This window comes from Actinomyces sp. 565 (assembly GCF_010365615.1).
Taxonomy (GTDB): Bacteria; Actinomycetota; Actinomycetes; order Actinomycetales; family Actinomycetaceae; genus Actinomyces.
In genome coordinates, this window is sequence record NZ_PIZD01000013.1 from 33,068 (window position 1) to 57,291 (window position 24,224).

General features: G+C 69.1%; 22 protein-coding genes. 6 read left to right on the forward strand and 16 right to left on the reverse strand.

Annotation, left to right across the window (positions count from 1 at the left end; all coding sequences use genetic code 11):
- Positions 1 to 80: 80 nt before the first annotated feature.
- From GZ997_RS02860 to GZ997_RS02905, 10 genes are all read right to left on the reverse strand, one after another.
- Positions 81 to 623, reverse strand: a complete 543-nt coding sequence (locus GZ997_RS02860) for a Fic family protein (protein ID WP_162678778.1) — start codon at positions 621 to 623, stop codon at positions 81 to 83.
- Positions 624 to 707: 84 nt separating this feature from the next.
- A complete protein-coding gene (locus GZ997_RS02865) occupies positions 708 to 923 on the reverse strand; it encodes a hypothetical protein (RefSeq protein ID WP_103061790.1) in 216 nt (71 codons plus the stop codon).
- Between the two features lie 327 nt (positions 924 to 1,250).
- On the reverse strand, positions 1,251 to 3,362 hold the full coding sequence (locus tag GZ997_RS02870; RefSeq protein ID WP_203233937.1) for a ferrous iron transporter B: 2,112 nt from the start codon (positions 3,360 to 3,362) through the stop codon (positions 1,251 to 1,253).
- A 65-nt stretch (positions 3,363 to 3,427) separates the two neighbouring features.
- Entirely contained in the window at positions 3,428 to 3,778 is a 351-nt protein-coding gene (locus GZ997_RS02875; RefSeq protein WP_162678780.1) for a FeoA family protein, read from the reverse strand.
- Between the two features lie 165 nt (positions 3,779 to 3,943).
- Complete coding sequence (locus tag GZ997_RS02880; protein ID WP_161925111.1) at positions 3,944 to 4,435, reverse strand: NUDIX domain-containing protein; 492 nt, start codon at positions 4,433 to 4,435, stop codon at positions 3,944 to 3,946.
- A 6-nt stretch (positions 4,436 to 4,441) separates the two neighbouring features.
- Positions 4,442 to 5,206, reverse strand: coding sequence for a glutamine amidotransferase (locus tag GZ997_RS02885; protein WP_343212250.1), 765 nt, complete (start codon positions 5,204 to 5,206; stop codon positions 4,442 to 4,444).
- Complete coding sequence (locus GZ997_RS02890; RefSeq protein WP_162678781.1) at positions 5,203 to 6,675, reverse strand: Mur ligase family protein; 1,473 nt, start codon at positions 6,673 to 6,675, stop codon at positions 5,203 to 5,205. Before GZ997_RS02890 ends, GZ997_RS02885 begins: the two co-directional genes overlap by 4 nt.
- A 228-nt stretch (positions 6,676 to 6,903) precedes the next feature.
- Positions 6,904 to 8,562 carry a diacylglycerol kinase family protein gene (locus GZ997_RS02895; protein WP_238994210.1) on the reverse strand — a complete coding sequence of 553 codons (1,659 nt, stop codon included), beginning with the start codon at positions 8,560 to 8,562 and terminating at the stop codon, positions 6,904 to 6,906.
- Positions 8,563 to 8,846: 284 nt separating this feature from the next.
- On the reverse strand, positions 8,847 to 10,160 hold the full coding sequence (locus GZ997_RS02900; RefSeq protein ID WP_162678782.1) for an MFS transporter: 1,314 nt from the start codon (positions 10,158 to 10,160) through the stop codon (positions 8,847 to 8,849).
- Positions 10,161 to 10,378: 218 nt separating this feature from the next.
- Positions 10,379 to 10,621, reverse strand: coding sequence for a type II toxin-antitoxin system PemK/MazF family toxin (locus GZ997_RS02905; RefSeq protein ID WP_162678783.1), 243 nt, complete (start codon positions 10,619 to 10,621; stop codon positions 10,379 to 10,381).
- A gap of 1,192 nt (positions 10,622 to 11,813) precedes the next feature.
- Here GZ997_RS02905 and dnaK point away from each other — a divergent pair.
- The 6 genes from dnaK to GZ997_RS02935 all read left to right on the forward strand — a co-directional run bounded on the left by dnaK (position 11,814) and on the right by GZ997_RS02935 (position 17,308).
- Positions 11,814 to 13,667 (forward strand): molecular chaperone DnaK, encoded by a 1,854-nt coding sequence (gene dnaK, locus GZ997_RS02910; RefSeq protein WP_162678784.1) that lies wholly within the window; start codon positions 11,814 to 11,816, stop codon positions 13,665 to 13,667.
- 104 nt (positions 13,668 to 13,771) lie between these two features.
- Positions 13,772 to 14,359 carry a nucleotide exchange factor GrpE gene (grpE, locus tag GZ997_RS02915; protein ID WP_162678795.1) on the forward strand — a complete coding sequence of 196 codons (588 nt, stop codon included), beginning with the start codon at positions 13,772 to 13,774 and terminating at the stop codon, positions 14,357 to 14,359.
- 56 nt (positions 14,360 to 14,415) lie between these two features.
- Positions 14,416 to 15,447, forward strand: a complete 1,032-nt coding sequence (locus GZ997_RS02920) for a J domain-containing protein (RefSeq protein ID WP_162678785.1) — start codon at positions 14,416 to 14,418, stop codon at positions 15,445 to 15,447.
- On the forward strand, positions 15,444 to 15,947 hold the full coding sequence (locus GZ997_RS02925; protein ID WP_162678786.1) for a helix-turn-helix transcriptional regulator: 504 nt from the start codon (positions 15,444 to 15,446) through the stop codon (positions 15,945 to 15,947). The genes GZ997_RS02920 and GZ997_RS02925 overlap by 4 nt, the downstream gene beginning before the upstream one ends.
- Positions 15,948 to 16,076: 129 nt before the next feature.
- Positions 16,077 to 16,571: a hypothetical protein gene (locus GZ997_RS02930; RefSeq protein ID WP_162678787.1), complete on the forward strand. Its 495-nt coding sequence runs from the start codon at positions 16,077 to 16,079 to the stop codon at positions 16,569 to 16,571.
- Between the two features lie 26 nt (positions 16,572 to 16,597).
- Positions 16,598 to 17,308, forward strand: a complete 711-nt coding sequence (locus GZ997_RS02935; protein WP_162678788.1) for a hypothetical protein — start codon at positions 16,598 to 16,600, stop codon at positions 17,306 to 17,308.
- 671 nt (positions 17,309 to 17,979) lie between these two features.
- On the opposite strand, the gene GZ997_RS13010 is transcribed toward GZ997_RS02935, so the two are convergent.
- The 6 genes from GZ997_RS13010 to GZ997_RS02965 all read right to left on the reverse strand — a co-directional run bounded on the left by GZ997_RS13010 (position 17,980) and on the right by GZ997_RS02965 (position 23,883).
- Entirely contained in the window at positions 17,980 to 20,349 is a 2,370-nt protein-coding gene (locus GZ997_RS13010) for a prolyl oligopeptidase family serine peptidase (protein ID WP_343212251.1), read from the reverse strand.
- 48 nt (positions 20,350 to 20,397) lie between these two features.
- The gene (locus tag GZ997_RS02945; protein WP_161925099.1) at positions 20,398 to 20,580 is read right to left on the reverse strand and encodes an antitoxin; all 183 of its coding nucleotides are present in this window, start codon (positions 20,578 to 20,580) and stop codon (positions 20,398 to 20,400) included.
- A 68-nt stretch (positions 20,581 to 20,648) separates the two neighbouring features.
- Positions 20,649 to 21,353, reverse strand: coding sequence for a hypothetical protein (locus GZ997_RS02950; protein WP_162678755.1), 705 nt, complete (start codon positions 21,351 to 21,353; stop codon positions 20,649 to 20,651).
- 155 nt (positions 21,354 to 21,508) lie between these two features.
- The gene (locus GZ997_RS02955) at positions 21,509 to 22,216 is read right to left on the reverse strand and encodes a hypothetical protein (protein ID WP_161925098.1); all 708 of its coding nucleotides are present in this window, start codon (positions 22,214 to 22,216) and stop codon (positions 21,509 to 21,511) included.
- Between the two features lie 119 nt (positions 22,217 to 22,335).
- A complete protein-coding gene (locus GZ997_RS02960) occupies positions 22,336 to 23,082 on the reverse strand; it encodes a hypothetical protein (protein ID WP_162678789.1) in 747 nt (248 codons plus the stop codon).
- A 42-nt stretch (positions 23,083 to 23,124) separates the two neighbouring features.
- Positions 23,125 to 23,883, reverse strand: a complete 759-nt coding sequence (locus GZ997_RS02965; RefSeq protein WP_162678790.1) for a hypothetical protein — start codon at positions 23,881 to 23,883, stop codon at positions 23,125 to 23,127.
- Positions 23,884 to 24,224: the final 341 nt, after the last annotated feature.

The following is a 24,224-nucleotide window of genomic DNA, read 5'->3' on the forward strand; positions in this document are numbered from 1 at the left end:
GCTCCTTTCGGTGGCTTGGTGTGTGGCTGGACGATCCTGCCGCGCCGGATCGCTGCGCCCTGGTCTCCCCGCATACGGCCTCACTCCGCCGTAAAGCGCAGGGCGGCGCTGCGTGATGGCGGCAAGAGCCGCATTTGTAGGTAGTTCGACAGTATCTGCTCACCACCAACGCGGAACGCTGCTGACAGACGCGCCTCGCGCAGTTCGGACACGTTCACGTGCTGCCAATCGATAGGGTGACCCGCACGTGTCGCGAGTCGGTCGATGTAGGCACTCTGTGAGCGGGTGTTGCCGTCGCGGAACGGATGACAGAATGTCAGCGTCCCCCAGCGATCCGCGAGCCTGTCAGCAAACTCCTTCTCTGGAAGACCTAGCAGATAGTCCTCTTCCGCAAGCCGACCGAACAACGCATCAAGATACGGCTTGTAGAACTCCGATGGTGCGTACTGGAACGGCGTACCGCCCGCCCCAACCTCGTCTCCTACCTTCCGCAGTTCGCCCGCCCAATCCAGCACCGGGCTCATGAAACGCCGATGAATCGAGCGAAGATAATCAAGGTTGAGCCGATCAGGGATCGGCTCAAGCTGGAAAATCGCCCACTCCGCCGAGGCGCTGATGTTCATCGCCCGATCGACACCGGCTGCGTGATCAACCCAAGCTTGTTGCGGAGTACTCCTCCGCTACCAGGGATCGTGTAACGGTCGTCCTCAGCCACGACCGGTAGCACACTCGTTCGCGCTAAGTCGCGCCAGCGCATCCCGAACTTCTGCGCGCGCCGCCTCCGGCGACAGCTCGCCCGTCAGGATCCGGCGCGCGCGCCCCATGTCTTCGGCATCCGGGAAGTGACCGGCGAGCTGCTGGCCCTTCTCGATCAACGCGAGCGACTGCTCAACATCAACAATCGGAACGGTCCTTACAACCATCTCGAGGCTCCTCTCCGACACCCAGGCTACCGTCATGAGTACAAGGGGCAAAGGATGGGTCCGGGCAGTTGCGGTGCGGCGGATGCACACGGCATGGCAGCGCCCGCCGAACCGGTCTCGGCATGTAACTTCTACCGCTCTCAGTACGTAACTTCTACCGATCTCGGTGAGGGGGCGGGGTGGGGCGGGGCCGGAGGCGCCGGGTCCGGGGTCACCACGGGATGCGTGGGGACAACGCCCATAGCGGCTCCTCTCGGTGGGACGACGTCATATGTGCCGGTTTCGGCGTGTTACAAGTGCCGGTCTCGGTGGTGGAGGGGGAGGCGGTCAGGTCAGGGCGGCGACGACGGCGTGGGCGGCGGCCCCGGCGACCCAGGCCAGCACGAACAGGTAGCCGTAGGCGATCGCCGACCACTTCCAGGTGCCGGTCTCGCGGCGTATCGCCCCGGCGGTGGCCATGCACTGCATGGCGAAGACGAAGAACGCCAGCAGCGCCGCGACCGTCGCCGGGTTGAACAGGGGCTCGCCGGCTCGGGCCACCAGCGTGTCCTCGGAGTAGGTCATGGCCGCCAGCTGCGCGCCAGGATCCTCCGGGTCCCCGGCGGCGGCGATCTGCCCGAGCGTGGCCACCGCCGTCTCCCGGGCCACCAGGGAGGACATGACCGCCACATTGATCCGCCAGTCGAAGCCCAGCGGCTCGAACACCGGCGCGATCGCCTTGCCGATGGAGGCTGCCAGCGAGGAGTCCATGGTGTAGCTGGTGCGCTGGGCGTCCAGCAGCGCCTGCAGCTCCTCGGGGTCGGTTACGACCGCGCCGTCGTCGTCCAGCACCGTGGAGGAGGAGGGGTTGGCCACGGCGGCGGCGATGGCCGCGCACTCGGCGCTGGCTTCACAGTGGGCGGTGAACTCCGCCTCCGAGCGGGCGGGCACGTTCAGCCCCACCCACACCAGGATAGTGGCCGCGAGGATGATGGTGCCCGCCTTCTTCAGGAAGCCCTTGCAGGCGTCCCACACCATCAGGGCCACGGTGCGGGCGCGCGGCAGCCGGTAGGGCGGCATCTCCATGTAGAAGGGCAACAGCACGCCGCCGCGGTCGGTCAGGCGCTTGACCACCCGCGCGGCCAGCATGGCGGCCACCGCCCCGGCCAGGTACAGGCCGAACATGATCGTGCCCGCCGCCCCGAAGGGGCCGATGCGCTGCTCGGGGCCGACCAGCAGGGAGATCATGATGATGTAGACGGGCAGGCGCGCCGAGCAGGTCATCAGCGGCGCCGCCAGCATGGTGGCCAGGCGGTCCTTGGCGCTGGGCAGCGTGCGCGTGGCCATGATGCCGGGGATGGCGCAGGCCAGCGAAGACAGCAGGGCCACGAAGGCACGCCCCTCCAACCCCGCCCGGCTCATCACCCGGTCCATGAGGAAGGCCGCGCGCGACATGTAGCCCACGCCCTCCATCAGGGCGATCAGCAGGAACATGATGGCGATCTGCGGCAGGAACACCAGCACTCCACCGACGCCGCCGATCACGCCGTCGGCCAGCAGCCCCGCCAGCAGCGGTGCGGGGCCGTCCAGCCAGGTGTGGACGGCGTCACCCAGTGCCCCGAAGCCGGTCTCAATGGCGTCCTGGAAGGGGGCGGCCCAGGTGAAGATCGCCTGGAAGAAAGTGAACATGACCGCGAAGAACACCAGCGTGCCCCACAGCGGGTGCAGCAGCACCCGGTCGACGGCGGCGGTGCGCGAGTCGGGCATGGGGGCGGTGTAGTCGGCGGCGGCGAGGATCGATTCCACCCAGGAGGTGCGCTCCGGACCGCTGGTCGGAGGCGCGATGGGCGCGCGCGACCAGTCGCGCCAGGAGGCGAGTGTGCGGCGCAGCTGCGGGATGCCGGTGGCCCGGTTGCCGATGACCCGCACCGCGGGCACGCCGAGCGCCGCGCCCAGGGCCTCGACGTCGAGCCTGCCGCCGCGGCGGGTCAGCTCGTCGGTCATGGTGACTGCGATGGCGGTGGGCAGGCCCAGGGCCAGGGCCTGGGCGACGAAGCCCAGGGAGCGGGACAGGGTGGTGGCGTCTACGACCACCAGCAGCGCATCGGGCTGGGTGACGCCGTCGCAGTGGCCGGTCAGGACGTCGTGGACGACCCGCTCGTCGGGGCTGATGGGCTCCAATGAGTAGGCGCCCGGCAGGTCCTCCAGGGCAAGGGTGAGCGGGTCGGCGCCGGTCTCGGCGGCGGAGAGCTCCAGGGCGCCCAGTGAGCGGGAGACCGTGACACCCGGATAGTTGCCGGTCTTGGCGCGCAGGCCGGTGAGCGTGTTGTAGATGGAGGTCTTGCCCGCGTTGGGGGCGCCCGCCAGGGCAATGCGGGCGGCGGCGTTGGCCGGGGCGGAGGACGCGGAACCGTGGGCGGTGCAGCCGTCGTGGCAGGAGGGCTCGTGGCAGGCGGGCATTTCTGCGGGGGCGCCGACGGCGATCGTCGTCCTGCCCGCGGCGGTGCCGGTCTGGACGGTGGTGCTCATACTGCGGCCTCCGGTACGGCGGCCACCGGCGGGGCCGAGTCAGGTGAGGCGGATGCTGCCCGGGCGGGTGCCACAACCGCAACGGATACCAGGGCGGCGTCCTGGTGGCGCAGGCTGATCTCATAGTCCGCCACGTGGTAGACGGTCGGATCGCCCAGCGGTGCGCGGCGGCCCACCTCGATCATGCGTCCGGGCTCGAAGCCGAGGTCGGCCAGGCGCCGGGACAGTGCTTCCCCGCGATCGGCGGATACGGCGGTGATGCGGGCGCGCGTGCCGCGAGGCAGGGTGGCCAGGGGGACGGCGGCGGGCCGAGATGATGTTGTGCTGGCCGTGGTGGATGCGGCCATGTCTGACTCCTTGGTCCTGGTGACGCTCACGGTGCGGGTCAGTTAGGTGTCGAGCAGGCACTGGCGCCCACCCGCCGGGATAAAGATAGGCTGCGGTAAGCATCAGCGGAAATTCAAGTGGGCAGCGCCATATCTGATGCTCAGGTGGGTGCGCCGCAGCGCCCGTCACTGAAAGCGTGCACCCGCGGACGGGTCGGCCAGCCACGCCAGGGCGGCGTCGATCCGCCCCGGGGTGGAGGCGACCAGCGGGGTCGGCAGCGCGTCCGGCGCGAACCAGCCCACCGCCGTCGACTCCTCGTCGGCCACATGCGCCCCGGCCACCGCGGCGGCATCCGCCCGGGCGACGAAGGTGACGTCCATGAACACGCAGCGGTCGCCGTTGGCAAACACATGCGGCTCCCCGGTGGCCACCCCGGCCACCCCGACGATATCGGGGTCGACGCCGGTCTCCTCCAGGCACTCGCGCCGGGCCGCGGCAGCGGGCTGCTCGCCGGGCTCGGGGATGCCGGAGACCACCGCCCAGGCGCCGTTGTCGGAGCGCCGCCCCAGCAGCAGCCGCCCATCCGGGGCCACCACCACCACGCTGACGCCGGGCAGCCACAGCTGCTCGTGCCCGATCTTCTTGCGCAGCTCGATAATGAACTCAGGTGTGGCCACGGCACGTCACCTCGGCCGGGCGGCGGCGACGTTGCTGGCGCGGCGGGCGTCGGCGTCGTCGATGGGCAGCGGATCCCAGGTGCCACCGCGCAGTTCCACCGCGCGCTGCAGCAGCCAGTCGGCCACCGCGGGGTTCTTCGGCAGGAGCGGACCGTGCAGGTAGGTTCCGATCACGTGCTTGAACCGGGCGCCCTCCGCGCCGTCCTTGCCGTTGTTGCCGGCGCCGGAGCGTACCGTGCCCAGGGGTTCGGCGCGGGGGCCGAGCGTGGTCAGCCCGGAGTGGTTCTCATAGCCGACCACCCGGCCGAATTCGGGGGAGTCCAGCACGATGTTGCCGATCAGTCGCCCCGGCCCGGCCACCGTCTGCGCATCCAGCAGCCCGATCCCGGGGATTTCGGAGCCCTCACCGGTGACGAAGCGATGCCCGAACAGCTGGTACAGGCCGCAGATGACCAGCATGGGTACGCCGTCGTCCGCCCATTGACGCAGGCGCGGGCCGATCTGGACCAGGTCCTCCTTGATGCGCTCCTGCCCGGAGTCCTGGCCGCCGCCGCCCAGCACCAGGTCCACCTCCTGCGGCAGCTCGTCACCGGGGTTGTATGCGAAGCGCTCGACGTCGTAGCCGTGCCACTGACCGCGGCGGGCCAGGGTGAGCAGGTTCCCCCAGTCCCCGTAGATGTTCATATCCCGCGGGTACAGCTGCAGCACGCGGATGCGGCCGCGGGCGGGGCCGTTGCCGGCATGGGGGTAGGTGGTGGGGGCGGTGCTCACTTCATGACCTCCTCGACTTCGGTCAGCTGCCCGAGGCGGGCGCGCAGCGCCAGCATGGCGGTGTAGCTGGTGTAGACGCGCATGGGGCGGTCCTCCGCGGCGGCCCGCTCACGCAGGGCATCCAGGGCGGCCGCCAGATCCGGTTCGACGACGCCTACGGGTACCTCGTCGTAGCGCAGCCGCAGCGCCATGTCCCATGCGCGCACCCCGGTGACGACGGCGACCCCGGCCCGCTTGAGGGAGGTGAAGTCCACGTCCCACAGCCAGGACATGTCACGGCCGTCGGCGTACTCATCGTTGATGGCGATCATGATCAGCTCGTCGGCGGACGTGGGGGAGGACGGGCTGCCGGGGCCGGCGTCCACGGTATCCGTCCGACTGGTGGCGTCGGCCTGGGCGGTGGGTGCGGAGAGCAGGCTCATGCGGAAGCCGGCCGGGTTCTTCACCAGGGACAGCTGCACCGGGCGACCGTCCAGGGTGATGACCTCGCCCCGGCCGAAGGCGGGGCGGATCTCGGACAGGGTCGTCAGCAGGCGGGGCAGGTCGGCCCGGTCGCCGAGCACCTCGAGCACCAGGGCGAGGGCGGCGCAGGCGTTGAGGACGTTGTGGATGCCCGGGATGGCGAAGGAGACCCGGTGCTCGGCGCCGTCAACCTCAATGGTGGCCTCGTTGCCGGCCAGCGCCATCAGGCGCACGCGCGGGGCCGGGCAGGGGGAGCCGGGGGCGTCCTGGTCGGCAGCGGGCTCGGCTGCGTCGTCGGCGAGCGTCCCGGGCGCGGAGGCGGACTCGGGCACGCCGCCGTCGTCGGGTTCGCCGTCGGCGGGGGCGGCAGCCTGCTCGGTGCGCAGGTCGTCGTCGGACAGGAACACCGAGCGCAGGGCGGGGCCGACCCCGAAGGCGGCGGTGCGGGCGGACACGCCCTCCAGGAAGCGCTCGCCGTTCAGGCGCGGGTCGTCGGCGTTGACCACCACGACGTCGCGCGTGGCCAGGGCGGCCTTGCGCAGCAGGGAGGCCGTGTAGTCGATCTCGCCGAAGCGGTCCAGCTGGTCGCGCATGACGTTGAGCACGAGGGCGGCCCGCGGCTTAACGGCGCGGACGAAGTGGACGGCGTGCGCCTCGTCGAGCTCCAGGACGGCGACGTCGGCGTCCAGGTGGCCGGCGGCGTCGACCTCGGTGAGCAGGGCCGCCAGCACGCCGCGCACGAAGTTGGAGCCGGTGCGGTTGGTGAAGACCTTCAGGCCCTGGTCGCGCAGCAGCTGCACCACCATCTTGGTGGTGGTGGTCTTGCCGTTCGTGCCGGAGACCAGCACCACCCCGTGTGGCAGCCGGTCCAGGGTGCGGGCGAGGAAGCCGGGGTCGGTGCGCTCCATGACCAGGCCGGGGAAGGCGGTGCCGCCGGAGCCGCCTCCGCGTAGACGGGCCAGGGTGCGGGCCGTACGGCCCAGTGCGACGGTGAGTCGTGAACGCATGGGGCTCCTGCCTGTGGTCGACGGCGGATCGCCCCAGTCTAGATGAGTGCCTCTGCCTTGGCGGTATGGGGTGGTGGTGGGCGCGTATGGGATTGCGGCTTCGCAGTCCACGACCTTGGGGTACATTGCACGACCGTCCTGGGGTCGTGGAGTGTACCCGGGGGTCGTGAAACGCGGAGGCGTCATTGGTGCCGGTCTCGGTGCGTTACTTGTGCCGGTCTCGGTGCGTTACTTGTGCCGGTCTCGGCGAGGGGCGGTGGTGGTGGGCGGGACGACGACGCGTAGGGCACCGGGCTCGACCTCGGCCACCAGTCTCCGGGTGCGGCCCACGGGGTCGCCGTCGAGCTCGAAGGGAACCGGCTCAGGTGTGGTCAGGGTCAGGCGGCGGGCCTGGTGGTGGCTGACGCCGTCCACGTCCTGGCCGATCAGCAGGCCCGCGCCGACCTTGGCCCAGTCGGTGATCCGGTTGGGGCCGGTGAGCAGCAGGTCCACGCGGCCGTCGTCGGGGACGGCCTGCGGGAAGATCGTCATGCCGCCGGTGATCGTGCCGACGTTGCCCAGCAGCGCCATGACCACCCGGTGCTCGGCAGGCGTGCCGGGGGCGTCCGCGTGCCCGGGGGCGTCGTCGAGCGCCACGTCGACGGCGAAGGGGTGCGGTACGGCGTTCTGCACGGCGGCCACCACGTAGGCGCCGGAGCGGATCACCCTCTTCAGGTCGTCGCTGGTGTCCGCCATGATGCGGGCGTCCAGGCCGAGGCCGGCCATGACCACGAAGCGCTCGGTGCCGCCGTCCCAGGTGCAGCGCACGACGTCTATGGCGCGAGCGGTGCCGGACAGGGCCAGGCGCAGTGCGGCGTCGGTGTCGAGCGGTACCTGCAGGTTGCGGGCCAGCAGGTTGCCGGTGCCGGTGGGCAGCAGCGCCATGGGGACCCCGCTGCCCGCGAGTTCGCTGGATACGGCGCGCACGGTGCCGTCTCCGCCCGCGGCCAGCACCAGGTCGACGCCGGCGGCCAGGGCGCGGCGGGTCTGCTCGTGGCCGGCGTCGTCGGGGGCGGTCTCCAGCCAGAGGGTGGGCTGCCAGCCGGCGGCCAGCACCTCGGACTCCACGCGCCGACGCAGTAGGGACAGGTCATCGAACTTGGTGGGGTTGTAGACGATGGCGGCGCGCTTGTCCACGGTGGCGGACGGCAGGCCGATATGCGCCCATGACGCCAGGATCTCCTCGGTACCGCCCACGCTCAGGGCGAGGTTGGCGACGGTGGCGCCAAGCAGCACCCCGCCGACCAGGTCGGATATGGATTGCAGGCCCATGGCCCACTGGCTTGCGCAGGTGACGGCGACGGCGAGAATCCCCGCCACCCGCCACAGGCGGATTTGTGAGGTGGGGCGCCGTCGGGCCCGGGTGAGGGTGACCAGGACCCAGGCGGCTACGGTCATGGCGACGGCGTGCCCGGCCGGGTAGGCGAAGCCGCGGTAGGACAGGGAGTCGGCGAAGGCGGAGGAGGGGCGGGCGTGGTCGATCCAGGTGGCGATGCCGACTTGCAGCGGCAGGCCGAGCAGGGAGGTGACTAGGGCGGTGGCCAGGCGCCGCATGCGCTGCTGGTAGGCGACGACGGCGGCCACGGCGATGGCCGTGTAGATCAGCAGCGGGTGGGTGAGCAGGGAGACCGCCTCGAGCACCTGCCCCCGGCCCGAGCGCGGCGGCAGCACGGGCACCGTCAGGGCGGCGTCGAGGCGGTCGGTGTAACCGGCGCGAACCAGAACCGTCCAGGCGACGAAGACCAGCGCCCCCAGGATCCAGGCGCCGTAACCGAGTTCCCAACGGCGGCGTAGGCGGCGGGTGACGCCTGAGAGCCGGTCAATCAAGGTGCCGGGAGGGGCGGACAAGGGGCTCCTAAGGGTGCGGTGGCTCGTGGGCGGTGCTGCGACGGCGGCGGTGTGGCGGTTTACCGTGGGGCTGTCGCTGCGTGGCCATCCGTGTGCCGGCGGCCGCGCGGCGTCCGCTGCCGTCATAGCGCCGCCAAGCTACCAGCGCCGCCTGCGGCCGCGCTGTGAGTGTCCACTCCTGCCGGGGAACAGAGGCGCCCGGTGACGCCCCGGCTGCTGAGCCGAGGGCGCCACCGGGCGCAGTGTCTGCCGTCCGCGGCGGGGCGGCAGCCGTGGATGATGCCCTACTTCACCTTCTTGATGAAGATGGCCAGCACGCCGCCGACGATCGCGCAGATGCCGGCGAAGTAGCACAGGGCCGGGTAGTTCATCTTCTCTGCCGAGCCAATGCCCAGGAAGAGAGGCGCCATGTACGGGGCGAGCGACTGCGGCAGGGCGTTGGCGATGTTGAACACGCCCAGGTCCTTGCCGGCGTTGTCCGGGTTGGGCAGGACGTCCACCACCAGGGCGAGGTCAACGGAGATGTAGACGCCGTAGGCCAGGCCCATGACGGCCTCCACCATGTAGAAGCCGGACACCGTGGTGGTGTGTGCCAGCATCACCGTGCCAAGGCCGAACAGTGCGGAGGCGGCGAAGACGAAGGCCTTGCGGCGGTGGAGCCGGTCGGAGAGTTGCCCGCCGACGAAGCTCGCCGCCATGAGCGCGATCGTATAGATCAAAACCGAGGTGGCGACTACATCAGTGGCGCGCTCCTCCGTGAGGTTAACGCGGTGTACCAAGAAGAACAGGCGGTAGGTGGTGAAAGAGAAGGAGCACAGGGTGATGAGGAAGCGGCCAGCCCAGGCAAGACCGTAGTCGGGGTACGCAATGGGATTCACCCAGAAGGTCTTGATTAGACCGATCAGATCGAGCCGGGGTGGCTTGATGGTCAGCTGCTTGTCCGGCAGCACGAAGGCGAACCAGGTCATGAACAGGATGGCCGGGATCGCCGGAGCGATGAACAGTACTTCCAGCTGCTCTCGAAGTGCCCCCGACAGATAGGTGGCGATCAAGATGGCCAGGTTCTGAGCGATCGAGATCATGGAGCTGATACGGGCGCGCTGGAACTCAGGCACCTGGTCGGACAGCACGGCGACGAAGGGCGCCAGGGCGGCGTTGGCGCCGATCTGGGCGATGAGCCAGCCGACGGCGACCGCCGGTACGGTGTTGGTCAGGCCCATGATCACCAGACCAACCGTCATACCGAGGATGCCGATCACCAGCCAGGGGCGGCGCCTGCCCCAGCGCCACATGGTGCGGTCGGAGATCTGGCCGAAGATGACGTTGGCGAAGACTGCGCCCAGTGCCCCCAGCCCGGCGATATGCGAGACTGCAGCCGTCTGGGCGGCGTTGTCGTCGGGGAACATGGCCATGGATTTTGTCTGGATGGACAAGATCGCCGGCCCCATGAGGGCGATGAAGAAGAAGAGCTGGGCGGCCAGGTAGGAGACGATGAAGAACGGCCCCACTTGCTTGGTCGGCGGCGCGAAGAAGGCGTCGATCTCCTCCTGGGTGGCGCGCCTGCCGGAGGGCGCGGCTGCGGTTGATGGATTCGTCATAGGGATCTCCTCGTCGAGATGGTAGGGGAAGTGATCTGCGCTATATTGGGCAGCTTAACTCCGCCGGTCCGCCGACGTCACGCAATCGTTTGTCAGACTTTTGTACCGCGATGTCGCCGGGAGCTTCCCGGTTGCGTCGGTCGAATCGGTCCGGCTGTGACTGGTCGCTATCAACGCTCGCCCTCCTGGCTGGGGAGGAGTGACAACGGCGTCGCGAATCACCGCTCGGCGGGCACCGGCAGCTCCAGGTCGAAGGCGAGCACCATCGCGCGGGCGAGCATGTGCTCCTGTTCCTCGGTGAGGTATCCGACGACGCGGCCGAGCGACGCCGTCGGAATGGTCAGTGCGTTGTCCAGTGAGATGGCGCCGGGGTGGTCGAGCCCCTGAACGGGACCCACGGGCACCTCGCTGGACAGGCCTTTGATCATGGAGGTGATCGGCGCGACCGTTACCTTGGTCATGGCCGTGAGTGCCGCCACCCGCGGCCGACCTGCCCGACGCCGGTCGTGACCTCTGACTGCCGCAACTGTCCGAGAACGGCACGCCTTCGGACAGTCATAACCGGCTCTTCGCGTCTATGGGTGCGGCTGGTCCGGGTGGGTGCTGTCAGCTGGGGTGCAGGGGCCGGGCCTTGTCATTGATGCCTGGGTCAGTAGCGTTTGAGGCGCGGCGCAGGGGCCGGCGGGAGACGCATCGCCAACGCCGGTCTCCTTTGGGCGCGTCTGCTACGGCACTTCGCCGCCGGGTACGGGCAAGTCGGGGTGCCGGGTGCGTCTCCTGGGACAGGGCCATGACGCCGGGCGTGTGTCGCTTGAGCTGCGGGGAGTGTTCTCCGGGTGGGGTTTGGTGCGCAGGCCAGCGCGGGGCCTGACGGTTCGTACCTTTGCTCCGATGATTCGTACTTTCTTGCGACGGTTCGGGCACTTAGAGGTACGTACCGTCGCAGGAAAGTACGAATCGTTGACCGGGAGGTACGTACCGTCGTGTGAAGGTACGAATCGTCAGCCGGATGGTGCGGCCGGTTGGAACAACGATGCGGATGGTGCCCTCGCGGCGATGGTCGAAGGCGTCGGGACTGGTGTACGCGTGCCCGGGGACCGTGTGGCCCAGGTTGCGCGTCTGGTCGGGAGGGGCGTGCCCGTCCAGAAGGCCCCGCACTGTCACAAATGGAGACAAACGTGCCCGCCGCCCTCCAATCCGGCTCAGCAGCCGTTGGAATCATGCGGCTGCGAGTGCGGGACGAGCCGACGCATTCGGCCTTTGTCATCGTTTCGGACAGCGTTCGCCAATGCGCCAGCTGCCCGTCCGAGGCGTCGAGCAGTTTCTACCGACCTGGGCACGTAACGTCTACCGACCTGGGCACGTAACGTCTACCGACCTCGGCGAAAGGGGGCGGGCGCTGGGGCGCCTCCGAGCCGCGTCTGGGCGGCCTCCGAGCTGCGTTCGGGTGGAAGTCGGGCGGCATATGGGCCGCATTCAGGTGCCTGGAGTAACCCGAGTCACGGAGGGCGGGTCTGGAATAGAACCGCCCCCCACAAGGTTGAGTGCATCAGACTCAAGGCTGGGGCGCGTGGAGTTGACAAGACCACGCTCAACCGCAATCCTGAGTGCATACCACTCAACTTCAACACTACAAGACACCAAGGAGCACCCATGGCACGTGCCGTCGGTATCGACCTCGGAACCACCAACTCCGCCATCGCCGTCCTCGAGGGCGGGGAGCCCACCATCATCCCGAACGCGGAGGGCGGGCGCACTACGCCGTCCGTGGTCGCCTTCTCCAAGTCCGGCGAGGTGCTGGTCGGCGAGGTCGCCAAGCGCCAGGCGGTCACCAACGTCGAGCGCACCATCTCCTCCGTCAAGCGCCACATGGGCACCGACTGGACCGTCGACATCGACGGCAAGAAGTACACCGCGCAGGAGATCAGCGCCCGCATCCTGGCCAAGCTGAAGGCCGACGCCGAGGCCTACCTGGGTGAGAGCGTCACCAACGCAGTCATCACCGTCCCCGCCTACTTCAACGACGCCGAGCGCCAGGCCACCAAGGAGGCCGGCACCATCGCGGGCCTGACTGTGGACCGCATCGTCAACGAGCCCACTGCGGCGGCTCTCGCCTACGGCCTGGACAAGGGCAAGGAGGACGAGCTGATCCTGGTCTTCGACCTGGGCGGCGGCACCTTCGACGTCTCCCTGCTGGAGGTCGGCAAGGACGAGGACGGCTTCTCCACCATCCAGGTGCGTGCCACCAACGGCGACAACCGCCTGGGCGGCGACGACTGGGACGCCCGCATCGTCAACTGGCTGGTGAAGCAGGTCAAGGACAAGTCCGGTGTGGACCTGTCCAAGGACAAGATCGCCATGCAGCGCCTGCGCGACGCCTCCGAGCAGGCGAAGAAGGAGCTCTCCAGCGCGATGAGCACCGACATCAACCTGCAGTACCTGTCCATGAGCGAGGCCGGCCCCATCCACCTCGACGAGCGCCTGACCCGCGCGCAGTTCGAGGAGATGACCGCGGACCTGATCGAGCGCACCAAGGTGCCCTTCCACAACGTCATCAAGGACGCGGGCGTCTCCCTGTCGGAGATCGACCACGTGGTCCTGGTCGGCGGCTCCACCCGCATGCCCGCCGTCACCGACGTCGTGCGCGAGCTGACCGGCGGCAAGGAGCCCAACAAGGGCGTCAACCCCGATGAGGTAGTCGCCGTCGGCGCCTCCCTGCAGGCCGGCGTGATCCAGGGCGACCGCAAGGACGTGCTGCTGATTGACGTCACCCCCCTCAGCCTCGGCATCGAGACCAAGGGCGGCGTGATGACCAAGCTGATCGAGCGCAACACGGCCATCCCGACCCAGCGCTCCGAGGTCTTCTCCACCGCAGAGGACAACCAGCCCTCGGTGCTCATCCAGGTCTACCAGGGCGAGCGCGAGTTCGCCCGCGACAACAAGCCCCTGGGCACCTTCGAGCTGACCGGTATCGCCCCGGCCCCCCGCGGCATCCCGCAGATCGAGGTCTCCTTCGACATCGACGCCAACGGCATTGTGCACGTGTCCGCCAAGGACCGCGGCACCGGCAAGGAGCAGTCGATGACCATCTCCGGCGGCTCCGCCCTGCCCAAGGAGGACATTGACCGCATGGTCAAGGAGGCCGAGGCCCACGCCGAGGAGGACAAGAAGCGCCGCGAGGAGGCCGAGACCCGCAACACGGCGGAGCAGCAGGCCTACTCCATCGACAAGCTCCTGAAGGAGAACAAGGACAAGCTGCCGCAGGACGTCAGCTCCGAGGTGACCGCCGCCGTCGACGAGCTGAAGAAGGCCCTGGAGGGCACCGACATCGAGCCGGTCAAGGCCGCCCAGGAGAAGCTGAACGAGGTCTCCCAGAAGATCGGCCAGGCCCTGTACGCCTCCGAGCAGGCCGCCCAGGCCGCCGACTCCTCCGCCCAGGCGCAGTCCTCCACCGAGGACGACGACGTGGTGGACGCCGAGATCGTCGACGACGAGGACGCCAAGTGAGCACCGAGCCGGACAAGCGCCCCGACGACGACGGCCCCGCCTCCTCAGCATCCGGTCCGGGCCGGGACGCCGGTCCGGGCGGTGCCGCCGGGGGTGTCAGTGGAATTGACCCCGCGCTGGCCGACGCGGTCGAGTCCGCCTTCGACGGCGTCGACCTGGGTGACTCGGCCCGGGACGGCGCTGCCCCGGCGGGGGACGGGGGCGGCGCGGGTCAGGCCGGAGCCGACGGGCAGGCCTCTGAGCTGGAGCAGGCCCGCTCCCAGGCTGCCCAGGCGGCCGACGAGCTGGCCCGCGCCCGCGCCGACCTGTACAACCTGCAGCAGGAGTACCAGGGCTTCGTGCGCCGCTCGCGCGAGAGCGCGGCCGGGCACCGCGAGGCGGGGCAGGCGAGCGTCGTCGAGACCCTGATCCCGGTCCTGGACGAGATCGAGCTGGCCCGCCAGCACGGCGACCTGACCGGCACCTTCGGCACCATCGCCGGCAAGCTGGAGCAGATCCTGGCCGATAAGTTCGGACTGGAGCGCTTCGGCGAGGTCGGGGAGGTCTTCGACCCCAAGCTGCACGAGGCCCTCATGGCCACCGAGTCCGCCGAGGTCAGCGAGCCGAGCATCGCACTGGTGCTCCAGCCCGGATACAAGCTCGGTGAGCGCGTGGTGCGGGCGGCCCGTGTGCAGGTCGCCAACCCGGCCTGAGGCGGCGCCCATAACGGATAACAGGAGAAGCAGGAACAGAAAGGAGGCGGTGAGCCATGGCCAGTCAGGACTGGATGACCAAGGACTTCTATGCGGTCCTCGGCGTCGCCAAGGACGCCGACTCCGCCGCCATTAAGAAGGCCTACCGCGCGCTCGCCAAGAAGTACCACCCGGACCGCAACCCCGGGGATGCCGCCGCGGCGGAGAAGTTCAAGGAGATCGGCGAGGCCTATGCCGTGCTGTCGGACCCCAAGGAGCGCCAGCAGTACGACGCCATCCGCTCCATGGCGGGCGGCGGCGCCCGCTTCACCTCCGGGGCCGGCGGCGCCGGCGCGGGCTTCGAGGACATCTTCTCCTCGATGTTCGGCGGTGGCGGTCCGAACGTGCGCTACTCCACCTCCGGGGGCGCCTCCCAGGAGGACCTGGAGGACCTGTTGCGCATGTTCGGAGGCGCTGCCGGCGGCGCGGGCGCTGGCGGGCGCCGCGCGCGCGGCCCCTTCGGATTCGGCGGGTTCTCCTCCCAGCCGCAGCCGGTCAAGGGGCCGGACGTGCTCACCAACGCCACGCTCTCCCTGCGCGACGCCGTCTCCGGCACGCTGGCCGAGCTGACCGCCGACGGGCGCACCATCACCGTGCGCATCCCCGCCGGCGTGCACGACGGCCAGAAGATCCGCCTGCGCGGCAAGGGGCGGTCGGGTACGAACGGCGGGGAGAACGGCGACATGGTGGTGACCATCTCGGTGGCCAAGCACCCGGTGTACTCCATCGACCCGGTCAACCCCGCCAACCTGCGCATGGACCTGCCCGTCACCCTCAAGGAGGCGGCCCTCGGCGCAACCGTTGAGGTGCCCCTCCTGGACGGCAAGACCAGCCGCGTGCGCATCAAGCCCGGTACCTCCTCCGGCACCGTGCTGCGCCTGCGCGGCAAGGGAGTAGCCACCTCCAAGAAGACCGGCGACCTGCTGGTCACGGTGCAGGTGGCCGTGCCCAAGAAGCTGTCCAAGGAGGCCAAGGCCGCCCTGGAGGCCTTCGACGCGGCCATGGAGGCGGATCCGCGCGCTAACCTCGCCGGGGAGGCGGCGCGGTGAGTGCGCGCCGCCTGACGGGACAGGGCGTCGACTTCCTCGCCGAGGATGCCGACGAGCGGGCCGTCTACGTCATCTCCGTGGCGGCGGAGCTGGCAGGCATGCACCCCCAGACCCTCAGGCAGTACGACCGCCTGGGCCTGGTCACCCCCGCCCGCGCCTCCGGGCGGGGGCGGCGCTACTCGCACCGCGACGTTCAGCGGCTGCGGCGCGTGCAGGCGCTGAGCCAGGAGGGCATCAATCTGGAGGGCATACGCCGGATCCTCGATTTGGAGCGGCGCGTGGAGCGGCTGGAGGCCGAGAACCGCTCTCTGCGCGCCCGCCAGGCAGCCGTCGAGCGGGTCTTCGCTGCGGCCGCCGACGGCGAGGTGCAGGTCGTCCCGGTCCAGCCGGGGCGCCGCGCCCGTAGCCGCCCGGATGTGCGGGCATCCGCGACCGAATCGGCTGCGGGGGCCTCCTCCGCGCGTCCGGGTACGGCGATTGTGGTGCGTCGCTCCTGGTGATCCGGGCGCCATCAGGCCGCCCGAAGGAGACCGTTATCGCAGGTGAGACGCCCCTCAACTCGTGATCCTGCCGGTTGCGGGCGGTAGGCTGACATTGCTACTGCATCAGAAAGTGAAGGATTACGCGTTATGACCCAGCCCCCCAACCCAGGACAGCCCTACATCCCGCCGTCGGCAGGCTCCGCCCCGGGCAGCTACAATCCGCAGCAGTACCCCCAGCAGGCGCAGCAGCCGGCTCAGTACCAGCCGGCGCAGGCCGCGCAGCCCGGACAGTTCCAGCAGGCTCCCTACAACGGCGCCCCCTACGCGCAGGCCCCGACGGCGTCCTCGGAGTCCTTCATGAGCAACCTGTTCGACGGTGCTCGCGACTTCGCCTCCAAGTACGGCAAGACCATCTTCACCGTCGGATTCGTCCTGTATGTGGTGGCGTGGGTCTTCGGCGCATTCGACGACACCTACTACCACTCCAACTACGACGGCAGCACCTACTTCAACTTCGGTGACTTCCTGCTGAAACTCCTCGTCGACATCCCGGGGGTCGCGGTGAACATCATCATTCTGCGCCTGTTCATTGAGATCGCGGCGAAGATCGGTGGCTCCAAGGCCGACTCCGCGGACGCCTGACGGCGTAGCCGCACCAGGGAGCAGCGGTGGCGGCATACGAGACCGAGGACGGCGAACCCCGCTACGGCAAGCGCCTGAGCCCGGAGGAGCTCGCCGCCTACCTGCGTGAGCAGGGCATTGAGCCCCCGGCCGACGCGGAACCGGTGCGGCCTGCGGGCACGAGTGCGGCAGGCTCGCCGGGCGCTGTGAACAGCACTTGGCGGCGCTCCCACGGCGCGCCCGGCGGCGTTCAGCATGCGGCCCGCTCATCCGGGACCGAGGGCGGGCCGGAGCGCCCGCGCCCGCACCGGTGGCGCGCCTTCGGCGTCGGCCTGGTGCTGATGCTGGTGGTGGCTCCGCTGCTACTGGCTGTCGGTGTTATGGCGGTCGTGGACGGTTCCCTCAGCCGGGGAGCGCCCCTGGGTGAGGACGGGCGGGTCTATCTGTCGGCCGGCACGACGGCGGGCCTGTACGGCACTTCTGCGACCGCTACTTCCGGTTGCAGCGTCAGCGATCCCGATGGTGCCGCGGTGGGGCTGGACACCCCCGAGCCAGGGGTGCCCTATGCCACCTTCAAGGCCGACGCTGGCGGCGTGTACCGTGTCTCCTGCCCCGCGGGCACTACGGGACTGGTGGTCGGTCCGACCATGAACCTCGATCGTGTCCCGGTCTCCGCCCTGCTGGTCCTAGGTGCCGGCGCTGCGGGTGTGGCGGGACTGGTGGTGACCGTGGTTGGCGCTGTCCGTGCCCGCCGCTGAGACGTTCACGCCGTCCTCCTGACTAGCGAGCGTCTTGTGGGTGCTCATGCGGGGCGGTGGCCTGTCCGCCTGGCGGCCGCTGGTGCCTGCTCCCATGCGCGGCGGCCGGACGTGTCCGCGAGCGGCCAGACCGCTCCAGTGTTGTCGGCAGTCGCAGGAGGAACATTGGAATCATGCGGTTTCAGACCGGACCTCGGGGTTGCCGACGGCCTTCGGGGCGCACTCGTACGCCCTACCCCTTGCGGGTGCGTGGGAGCACCCCGATGTCGGCAGCGCGGTCGCATTCAACCCGCCCTACCCCCTGCGAGTGCCTGGGCGCACACCACCGCCCCATCACGCCCACATGCAGGAAGGGTCCGGTATACCCGTGCCCGGAAGCGGGGTCATCTGCTGCGCCGCCTCACCGTCTGCAACGCCACTTCGGGGTTAACAACGCCTGTTAACGGCCTGCTGAAGGGCTCTGAGGTATACAGCAGGCCGTTAAGTAGCGTTGTTAACGTCTAACCGACGTAGCAAGCGCCCCCACACGCTCGACCCCGCACACTCGACTCCGCACACTCGACCCCGCACGCAAGCACGCGGGTGAGCCAGCTCATGCTCACGCACGCTAGCGAGCCCGCTCACGCTCGCGGCTGGCTCCCACTGGACTCCTGCGGGCCGCGGGGTGAGCTTCAGGAGCTGGTTGACCTGCTGCGTGTCAGCGCACGCCAGGCGAACTCGTGCTCCAGGGCGTACATGTATGCCCGCTGGGCGCTGGTAGACGCACGGCGGTGCCCGCCCTCGCTGTTCTCGAAAAAGGTGACGTCCTGCCCCAGCTCCAGCATGCGGTACGCCATGGTGCGCGCATGCGCGGGGTGCACCCTGTCGTCCCGGGTGGAGGTCACCAGCAGCACCGGCGGGTAGGTGCGCCCCGGCTGAAGCAGGTGGAACGGTGAGAACTCGCGGATAAACTCCCACTGCGCCGGGTCATCCGGATTCCCGTACTCCGCCTCCCAGGAGGCTCCCGCCAGCAGCCGGTGGTAGCGACGCATGTCCAGCAGGGGCACCTCGCACACCACCGCGCCCACTAGCTGCGGGTAGCGGGTGAGCATGACCCCCACTAGCAGCCCGCCATTGGAACCGCCGTGCACCGCCAGCTGCTCCGGCGTGGTAACGCCCCGCTCCACCAGTGCCCGTGCCACGGCCGCGAAGTCCTCGTAGACCCGGTGCCGGTTCTGCCTCAGTCCCGCCCGGTGCCAGGCCGGCCCATACTCGCCGCCGCCGCGGATGTTCGCCACCACGTAGGTGCCGCCGCGCTCCAGCCACGCCCGGCCGGTCACCGGCAGGTAGCTGATGCCGAGCGAGACCTCAAAGCCGCCGTAGCCGTACAGGAGCGTCGGGGAGGGCAGCGGCTGACCGGCGTCGTCGAGCCGGGGCCGACCGATCTGGAAGTACGGCACGCGGGTGCCGTCTTCCGAGACCGCCACGTGCTGGCTGACGAGGACGCCGCCGGCGTCGAAGCGCTCGGGTGCGGACCGCAGCACCTCGACGCCGCCCAGTTCGCCGTCCGTGCCCAGTTCCCCGACCGCAAGCGTGGTGGGACGGGTGAAGGAAGAACTGCTCAGCCACAGCCGGTCCCCCTCCAGGGGGTCGACGGCGCTCGCGGACACCTGCAGCAGTGCCCGCCCCGGCCGCAGCAGCGTCGGATCCGTCGAAGTAGCTGCCGCGTCCGGGCGGGGCTCACGCCCATCCGCGCGGGCGGGTGAGCCCGTGGGTGAGGACGCGGCTGACCCCAGGCTGTCCGGTGCGGCGCGCACAGCGCCATCGGCGAGTGCCCCCAGGCCGGGGCGGCGCCGTGACCAGGGGCCGACCCCGTCTGGTCCTGCCGGAGTGAGCACCTCCAGTGCGGTAACACAATCGTCCAGGAGCTCAAGTACCAAGTGGTGAGCGGTGATGGTGAAGCCCGACAGCGAGGTCGCCGGGGTCGGGGTGAACAGCACCGTCAGTTCCCGGGAGCCGTCCAGGAAGGCGTCGATGGGGGCGGTCAGAAGCGAGCCGGCCGGATAGGTGCAGCCCGCTTCGGCCTGCCAGTCCTCCCGCAACTCGATCAGCAGCAGGTCCCAGGCCGGAGTCACCGCCGCCGAGGCGGGTACATCCACGTGCAAGGCACCCGGTGCCACCGCCGTGTCGACGGCGGTCAGCAGGCGCTCGGCGTCTGCGGCCGGGAAAACCGGGGCGCCGTCGGGCAGCAGCCACAGCTCCTCGGTGTAGAAGTCAGGATGAGTCAGCAGCCAGGTGCGTCCCCAGAAGTCTCGGTACGCCCAGGCGCCGTTGTCCGCCGCAGCCGCGGTGAGCAGCACCTCGCCCTCGCTGGGGTCCTGCCCGCGGCGCAGACGCCGAACCTGCCGCGGGTAGCCGGCCGGCGACAGGGAGCCGACGCCGAAGTCCGTAGCCAGGAGCGCCGCGTCGCCGACCTCATCGGCCCAGGTCAGGAAGCCCTTGGACGCCTCTCGGTGGAAGCCTCCGCCGGCTACCGGGTCCACGGGCACGAAACTGCGTGTGTCCAGGTCGAACTCGCGGGTAACGTCGGCGTCGGAACCGCCGTCGGAAAGCGTCACCAGGGCGCGCCGCCCGGCTAGCGGACCGGTGCGCAGCACAGACGCCCCGTGCCACACCCAGGTGGTTCCCTCAGCCTCGCCGAGCGCATCGAGGTCCAGCAGCACGTCCCAGTCGGTGGAGCCCGCCGCTCCCGCAGCGGGAGCGCCGTCCCGGTAGGACGCCCAGGTGGTGCGCCGCCACAGCCCCCGCGGGTGGGCGGCGTCGGTCCAGAGGTTGTACAGCGCACCAGCCGCCTCACCTACCAGGGGAATCCGGTCGGGGGAGTCCAGGATCGTCTCAAGGTCGCAGCGCAGCTCGGAGAACCCCGGGGCGCCGTCGAAGGCGGCGCGGGTGGCGGCATTACGCTGCGCCACCCATGCGAGCGCCCGCGCCCCCTCGATCTCGTCGAGCCAGTCGGGGACGGGCTCAAGGCTGGACGGAGGGGATGCGGGCGCGGTAGTCACCTGACCGACTCTACGGCCGGCTGGTGCCTGAGGATGCCACTGCGTGCATCAGTCGTTGCCGATGGCCTTGTCGGCGGCGTCGCGAGCGGAGTCGATCTGGGAGTCGAACTTGCCCCCGGTGACCTTCTTGGCGGCATCCGCAGCCGTGTCGAGCACCTTGTCGGAGACCTCCTCGACCTTGTCTGAGCTGACGACGCCCTCGGCCTTCTTCTTCAGGTCATCGAGTGCCATAGTGAGTCCTTTCGTCGACCAACGGGAAGCCGGGCGGCATCCCTTCCGTGCAGTATTGCACGCGCGGTTTAGAGGGAGGCGAGTACGGCCTCGGAGACCTCCTGGGCCTGCTGCGCGGAATCGGAGACGACCACGGTCGTGATGTAGGCGTCATCGCCTTCAGAAACACTGACCGCCGAGAAGTTGTACTGCACGCCGTCATCAGAGGCGCTCATGGTGAACAGGGACGCGTCGGCGCCACTGCCGGAGGTGGTCTGCTCCAGCTCAGAAGTCTCAGCCGCGTTGAGCTCCGCCAGCGACTGCATCTTGTCCTCGGACGGCAGGGGGCCGTCATCGTCGATTCGGCTCAGCACCAGGTAGGGCGCGAAATCGCCATCGGCGGCGGTGTCGATGCTCAAAAGTGGCCGGTCCTCCAGATCGGCGATCACCTCGTCCTCGGACATGTCCCTCGCCTTGGCGACGCGTGCCACCAGTTCCGTATCAGAGGCATTGGCTGAGGTAAGGGTCTCCCAGTCGGAGGGGACGGCCACCGAGATGCCGTACTCCGGCACCTCGACCAGCGTGAAGCCCTCCGGGACTGCTGCGCCGTCCGGGGCCTGCGCGGCGTCGGCGGAGGACTCGACGGTGACGGACTGACTGGACTCGGTGCTTGCCGGGTCGGCGGAGCCTGAGTCGGAGGAAGAGCAGGCGGCAAGCGACAGGCTCAGGGCGACGGCGGTCAGGCCGGTGGCGGCCAGGGGGACCAGACGGGGGAAGCGGGTGGAACGGGTCATGGGTGGGTCCTTTCCGGTCGGGTGGCTTGGGCGTCAAGCGTGTGGTGGACAGTGGTCGGCAACTACAAGAGCGGGAGTTGTGAGCCAGCGGGCTTGTGAGCGTCAGGAGCGCTATCGGCTGGATGACTGCGGAACAAGTGCCAGCGCAATCCGAGTCAGATGGACTCCAGGACGACGTCGGCCAGCTCCTGGGCGCGGTCGGTGGAAGTCGCCTTGATCAGGACAAAGGTGACTGAATCGGCTGGGCTGGAAGCGGTGGCGCCGCCCGCTGGGGAGGCGGCGGAGGTGGTGGCGCTTGCTATGGCGCCCGTCATGATGGCCATGAAGGCGATGTGGAAGTCCTGCCTGGACCCGCCGAGGACGCCGGAGGCCGTGTACAGGGCGGCGTCGGCTCCGGAGCCGGTGGTCCTCCGCACGTAGTCGCTGGAGTTGACCTGATCGCCTTCGGTGATCTCCGCGAGCTCCTCCTCGGGCGGCAGTCCGCCCTCGAGCTCGTATTGGGAGACCACCAGGTTCTCCGCGAAGCCGACGGCGTCCGCATCCACGCTGATCAGGTGGAAGGTCGCAGCCTGCTCACGCAGTGAGTCCACATCCTGCTTAAGTGCCTCCGCGACGGTGCGCACCAGGTCGTCGTCGTCCAGCCCGTCACTGGTCAAGGTGGTCCAGTCGGCTGGCACCGCCAGGGACAGGCCCAGGGTTGGAACCTCGGTGAGGGTGTAGCCCTCGGGCGTGACCGGCTGGGGGGACGACTCGGTGCCCGGGGAGCAGGCCGTAAGGAGCGCGGATGCAGATACCGTCGCGGAAACGGAGACGGCCAGGACCAGGGCGGAGGTGAGGGCGCTGCGGCGGGACGTGCGGGGCATGGGGCTCCAATCCAGGTGTGTCAGGGATGACGGGCCTTCGGTGTCTCATCGCGTTGTTGGGGTGGGGTCGTGCAGACCCCACCCCAACGATAACGAACCTGGCACTGAAATGTCACGGATCAGATCGAGTCGAGGATGGCGTCGATCAGCTCCTGCGTGTGCTCGGCAGTACTGGCGGAGATGGTGATCACGGCCATGGAATCGCCGCGGTTGGCTGGCACGGCCACATAGGCGCCCTCGGTGCGGCTGGAGTCCTCGCCCGTGATGACGTAGGTCTGCACGGCGGCCTCCTGCCCGCTAGCGGTGCTGGGCGCGGTGTAGTTGACGGGGGTTGCCGTGAGGTCCGATGAGGTGATGTCGTGCTCGAGGCGGGTGTGCATGTCATCCTCGGTGGGGCGCGTGTACTGATCGTTGTAGATCACCACGCTGAGATTCGGGTTGTACCGGGTGTCACCGCTGGTATCCATGCTGAACAGGTCCATGCCCCTTAAGGAGTCGATCACCTGCTCCTCGTCCCAGCCGGTTACATTCGCGATTTCGGCGACGGCATCGGCTTGGGAGGTGTCGGACGCGTCGCCTGCCACGGTGCTCCAGTCCGCGGGAAGAGCTAGTGACAGGTCTGCGTCGGGAACCTCGGTGAGGGTGTAGCCGTCCGGAACGGTGATCTCCGCGGTCGGCTCCGAAGCTGAATCGGTGGCGGTATCCGTTAGTGGCTCGTCGGTCGAGTCGCCGCCGGACTCGGTGGTTACCTGCTGGTCGGGGGACTGGGCGGTGGTCTCTGGCTCGGACTGGCACGCGGATACGGCCAGTGCGGCTGCGGCTACCAGGCCGATGACGCCGAGTGTTTTACGTGGTGTGTGGGACATTTTGATCCTCTGCGTGTGTAGGTGTGAATGTGCTGAGAGGGATTAGATGGAGCCGATGACTGCGTCGCTCAGGTCCGTGACCCGCGTGGACGTGTGGGAGGCGACATTTATGACAACCGACTGGCCACTGTTGTCCAGGACGGCTATATATGCGCCGTGAATCGTCCTTCCCGGGTTGCTGTCCATAGTCATCGTGTAGGTGTACATGGAGGCGTCGTCTCCGCTCCCGGTTGTCACCTCGCTGAAGGTGCCGGGTTCGACGTTGACTCCCGGCTGCGTGCTGGTCACTGCGAGCGCAGCACTCAGGTCGGACTCACCCAGCAGGCTGGTGCCCGGGGTGGTTTGGACGCTGATGTTTTCGCCGGCCGTTGATGTGTTGCCGGCGTCAACGGCGAAAATGGATAACTGGTTGGACAGGGCCTGTACCGTCTCCGTGGTGTAGCCGAGGGCGGAGGCGATGGCCTCTGCCGACTCGGAGTCGGCCAGCTCCGCGCCGGTGGCTACGGTCCATGTGGAGGGAATGGCGATGGAGAGATCGGCGTCGGGAATCTCGGTGAGGGTGTAGCCGTCGGGGACGGTTGCCCCGCTGCGGGCCGAGTCGTCGGCTTCGGCGTCAGGGGCTTTGGCGGCATCGGTGGCGGCGTCGGTGTTGGTGCTGGCCGCAGCGGTGACTTGCTGCACAGGGCTCTGCGCCTCGGCTTCGGCGGAGCGGTCGGATGAGCAGGCGGACAGCGATACAGCCAGGGTCACAGTGGTCGCGGTGGCAGCGACTATGGTCGCGACGCGCGGAAGACGTTTCATGGGTGCTCCAGGTTTCGGGAACATTCGAGTATTCGCGCCGCCAGGCTAGGCAGAGGACCAGGAAGCGGGAATGGGGAGGACTCCCCACTTCCGCTTGTGCGCGCTTGGGAATGCGGTGCCCTCTGGTTATGGGGGTGTTAAATGGCTTTTCGCATTTGCGGGTGCGGCGATCGTGCTCGAGGGTCGTTCTCGGGCGGATGAGGTCGTTCTCGCCGTGCTGGGGTCGTTCTCGGGCTGGCGAGGTCGTGTTCGACCGGGCGCAGGGGGTCGTTTTGGGGCCGATGAGGTCGTATTCGGGCGTGCGAGGTCGTAGTCGACTACCCGACGCCGACCGAATACGA

Excerpts from the sequence above, each read along its gene's own strand:
- GZ997_RS02860 (WP_162678778.1), bottom strand. The coding sequence starts at position 623 with ATGAACATCAGCGCCTCGGCGGAGTGGGCGATTTTCCAGCTTGAGCCG.
- GZ997_RS02865 (WP_103061790.1), bottom strand. The coding sequence starts at position 923 with ATGGTTGTAAGGACCGTTCCGATTGTTGATGTTGAGCAGTCGCTCGCG.
- GZ997_RS02870 (WP_203233937.1), bottom strand. The coding sequence starts at position 3,362 with ATGCCCGCCTGCCACGAGCCCTCCTGCCACGACGGCTGCACCGCCCAC.
- GZ997_RS02875 (WP_162678780.1), bottom strand. The coding sequence starts at position 3,778 with ATGGCCGCATCCACCACGGCCAGCACAACATCATCTCGGCCCGCCGCC.
- GZ997_RS02890 (WP_162678781.1), bottom strand. The coding sequence starts at position 6,675 with ATGCGTTCACGACTCACCGTCGCACTGGGCCGTACGGCCCGCACCCTG.
- GZ997_RS02900 (WP_162678782.1), bottom strand. The coding sequence starts at position 10,160 with ATGACGAATCCATCAACCGCAGCCGCGCCCTCCGGCAGGCGCGCCACC.
- GZ997_RS02905 (WP_162678783.1), bottom strand. The coding sequence starts at position 10,621 with ATGACCAAGGTAACGGTCGCGCCGATCACCTCCATGATCAAAGGCCTG.
- dnaK (WP_162678784.1), top strand. The coding sequence starts at position 11,814 with ATGGCACGTGCCGTCGGTATCGACCTCGGAACCACCAACTCCGCCATC.
- GZ997_RS02920 (WP_162678785.1), top strand. The coding sequence starts at position 14,416 with ATGGCCAGTCAGGACTGGATGACCAAGGACTTCTATGCGGTCCTCGGC.
- GZ997_RS02930 (WP_162678787.1), top strand. The coding sequence starts at position 16,077 with ATGACCCAGCCCCCCAACCCAGGACAGCCCTACATCCCGCCGTCGGCA.
- GZ997_RS02945 (WP_161925099.1), bottom strand. The coding sequence starts at position 20,580 with ATGGCACTCGATGACCTGAAGAAGAAGGCCGAGGGCGTCGTCAGCTCA.
- GZ997_RS02950 (WP_162678755.1), bottom strand. The coding sequence starts at position 21,353 with ATGACCCGTTCCACCCGCTTCCCCCGTCTGGTCCCCCTGGCCGCCACC.
- GZ997_RS02955 (WP_161925098.1), bottom strand. The coding sequence starts at position 22,216 with ATGCCCCGCACGTCCCGCCGCAGCGCCCTCACCTCCGCCCTGGTCCTG.
- GZ997_RS02960 (WP_162678789.1), bottom strand. The coding sequence starts at position 23,082 with ATGTCCCACACACCACGTAAAACACTCGGCGTCATCGGCCTGGTAGCC.
- GZ997_RS02965 (WP_162678790.1), bottom strand. The coding sequence starts at position 23,883 with ATGAAACGTCTTCCGCGCGTCGCGACCATAGTCGCTGCCACCGCGACC.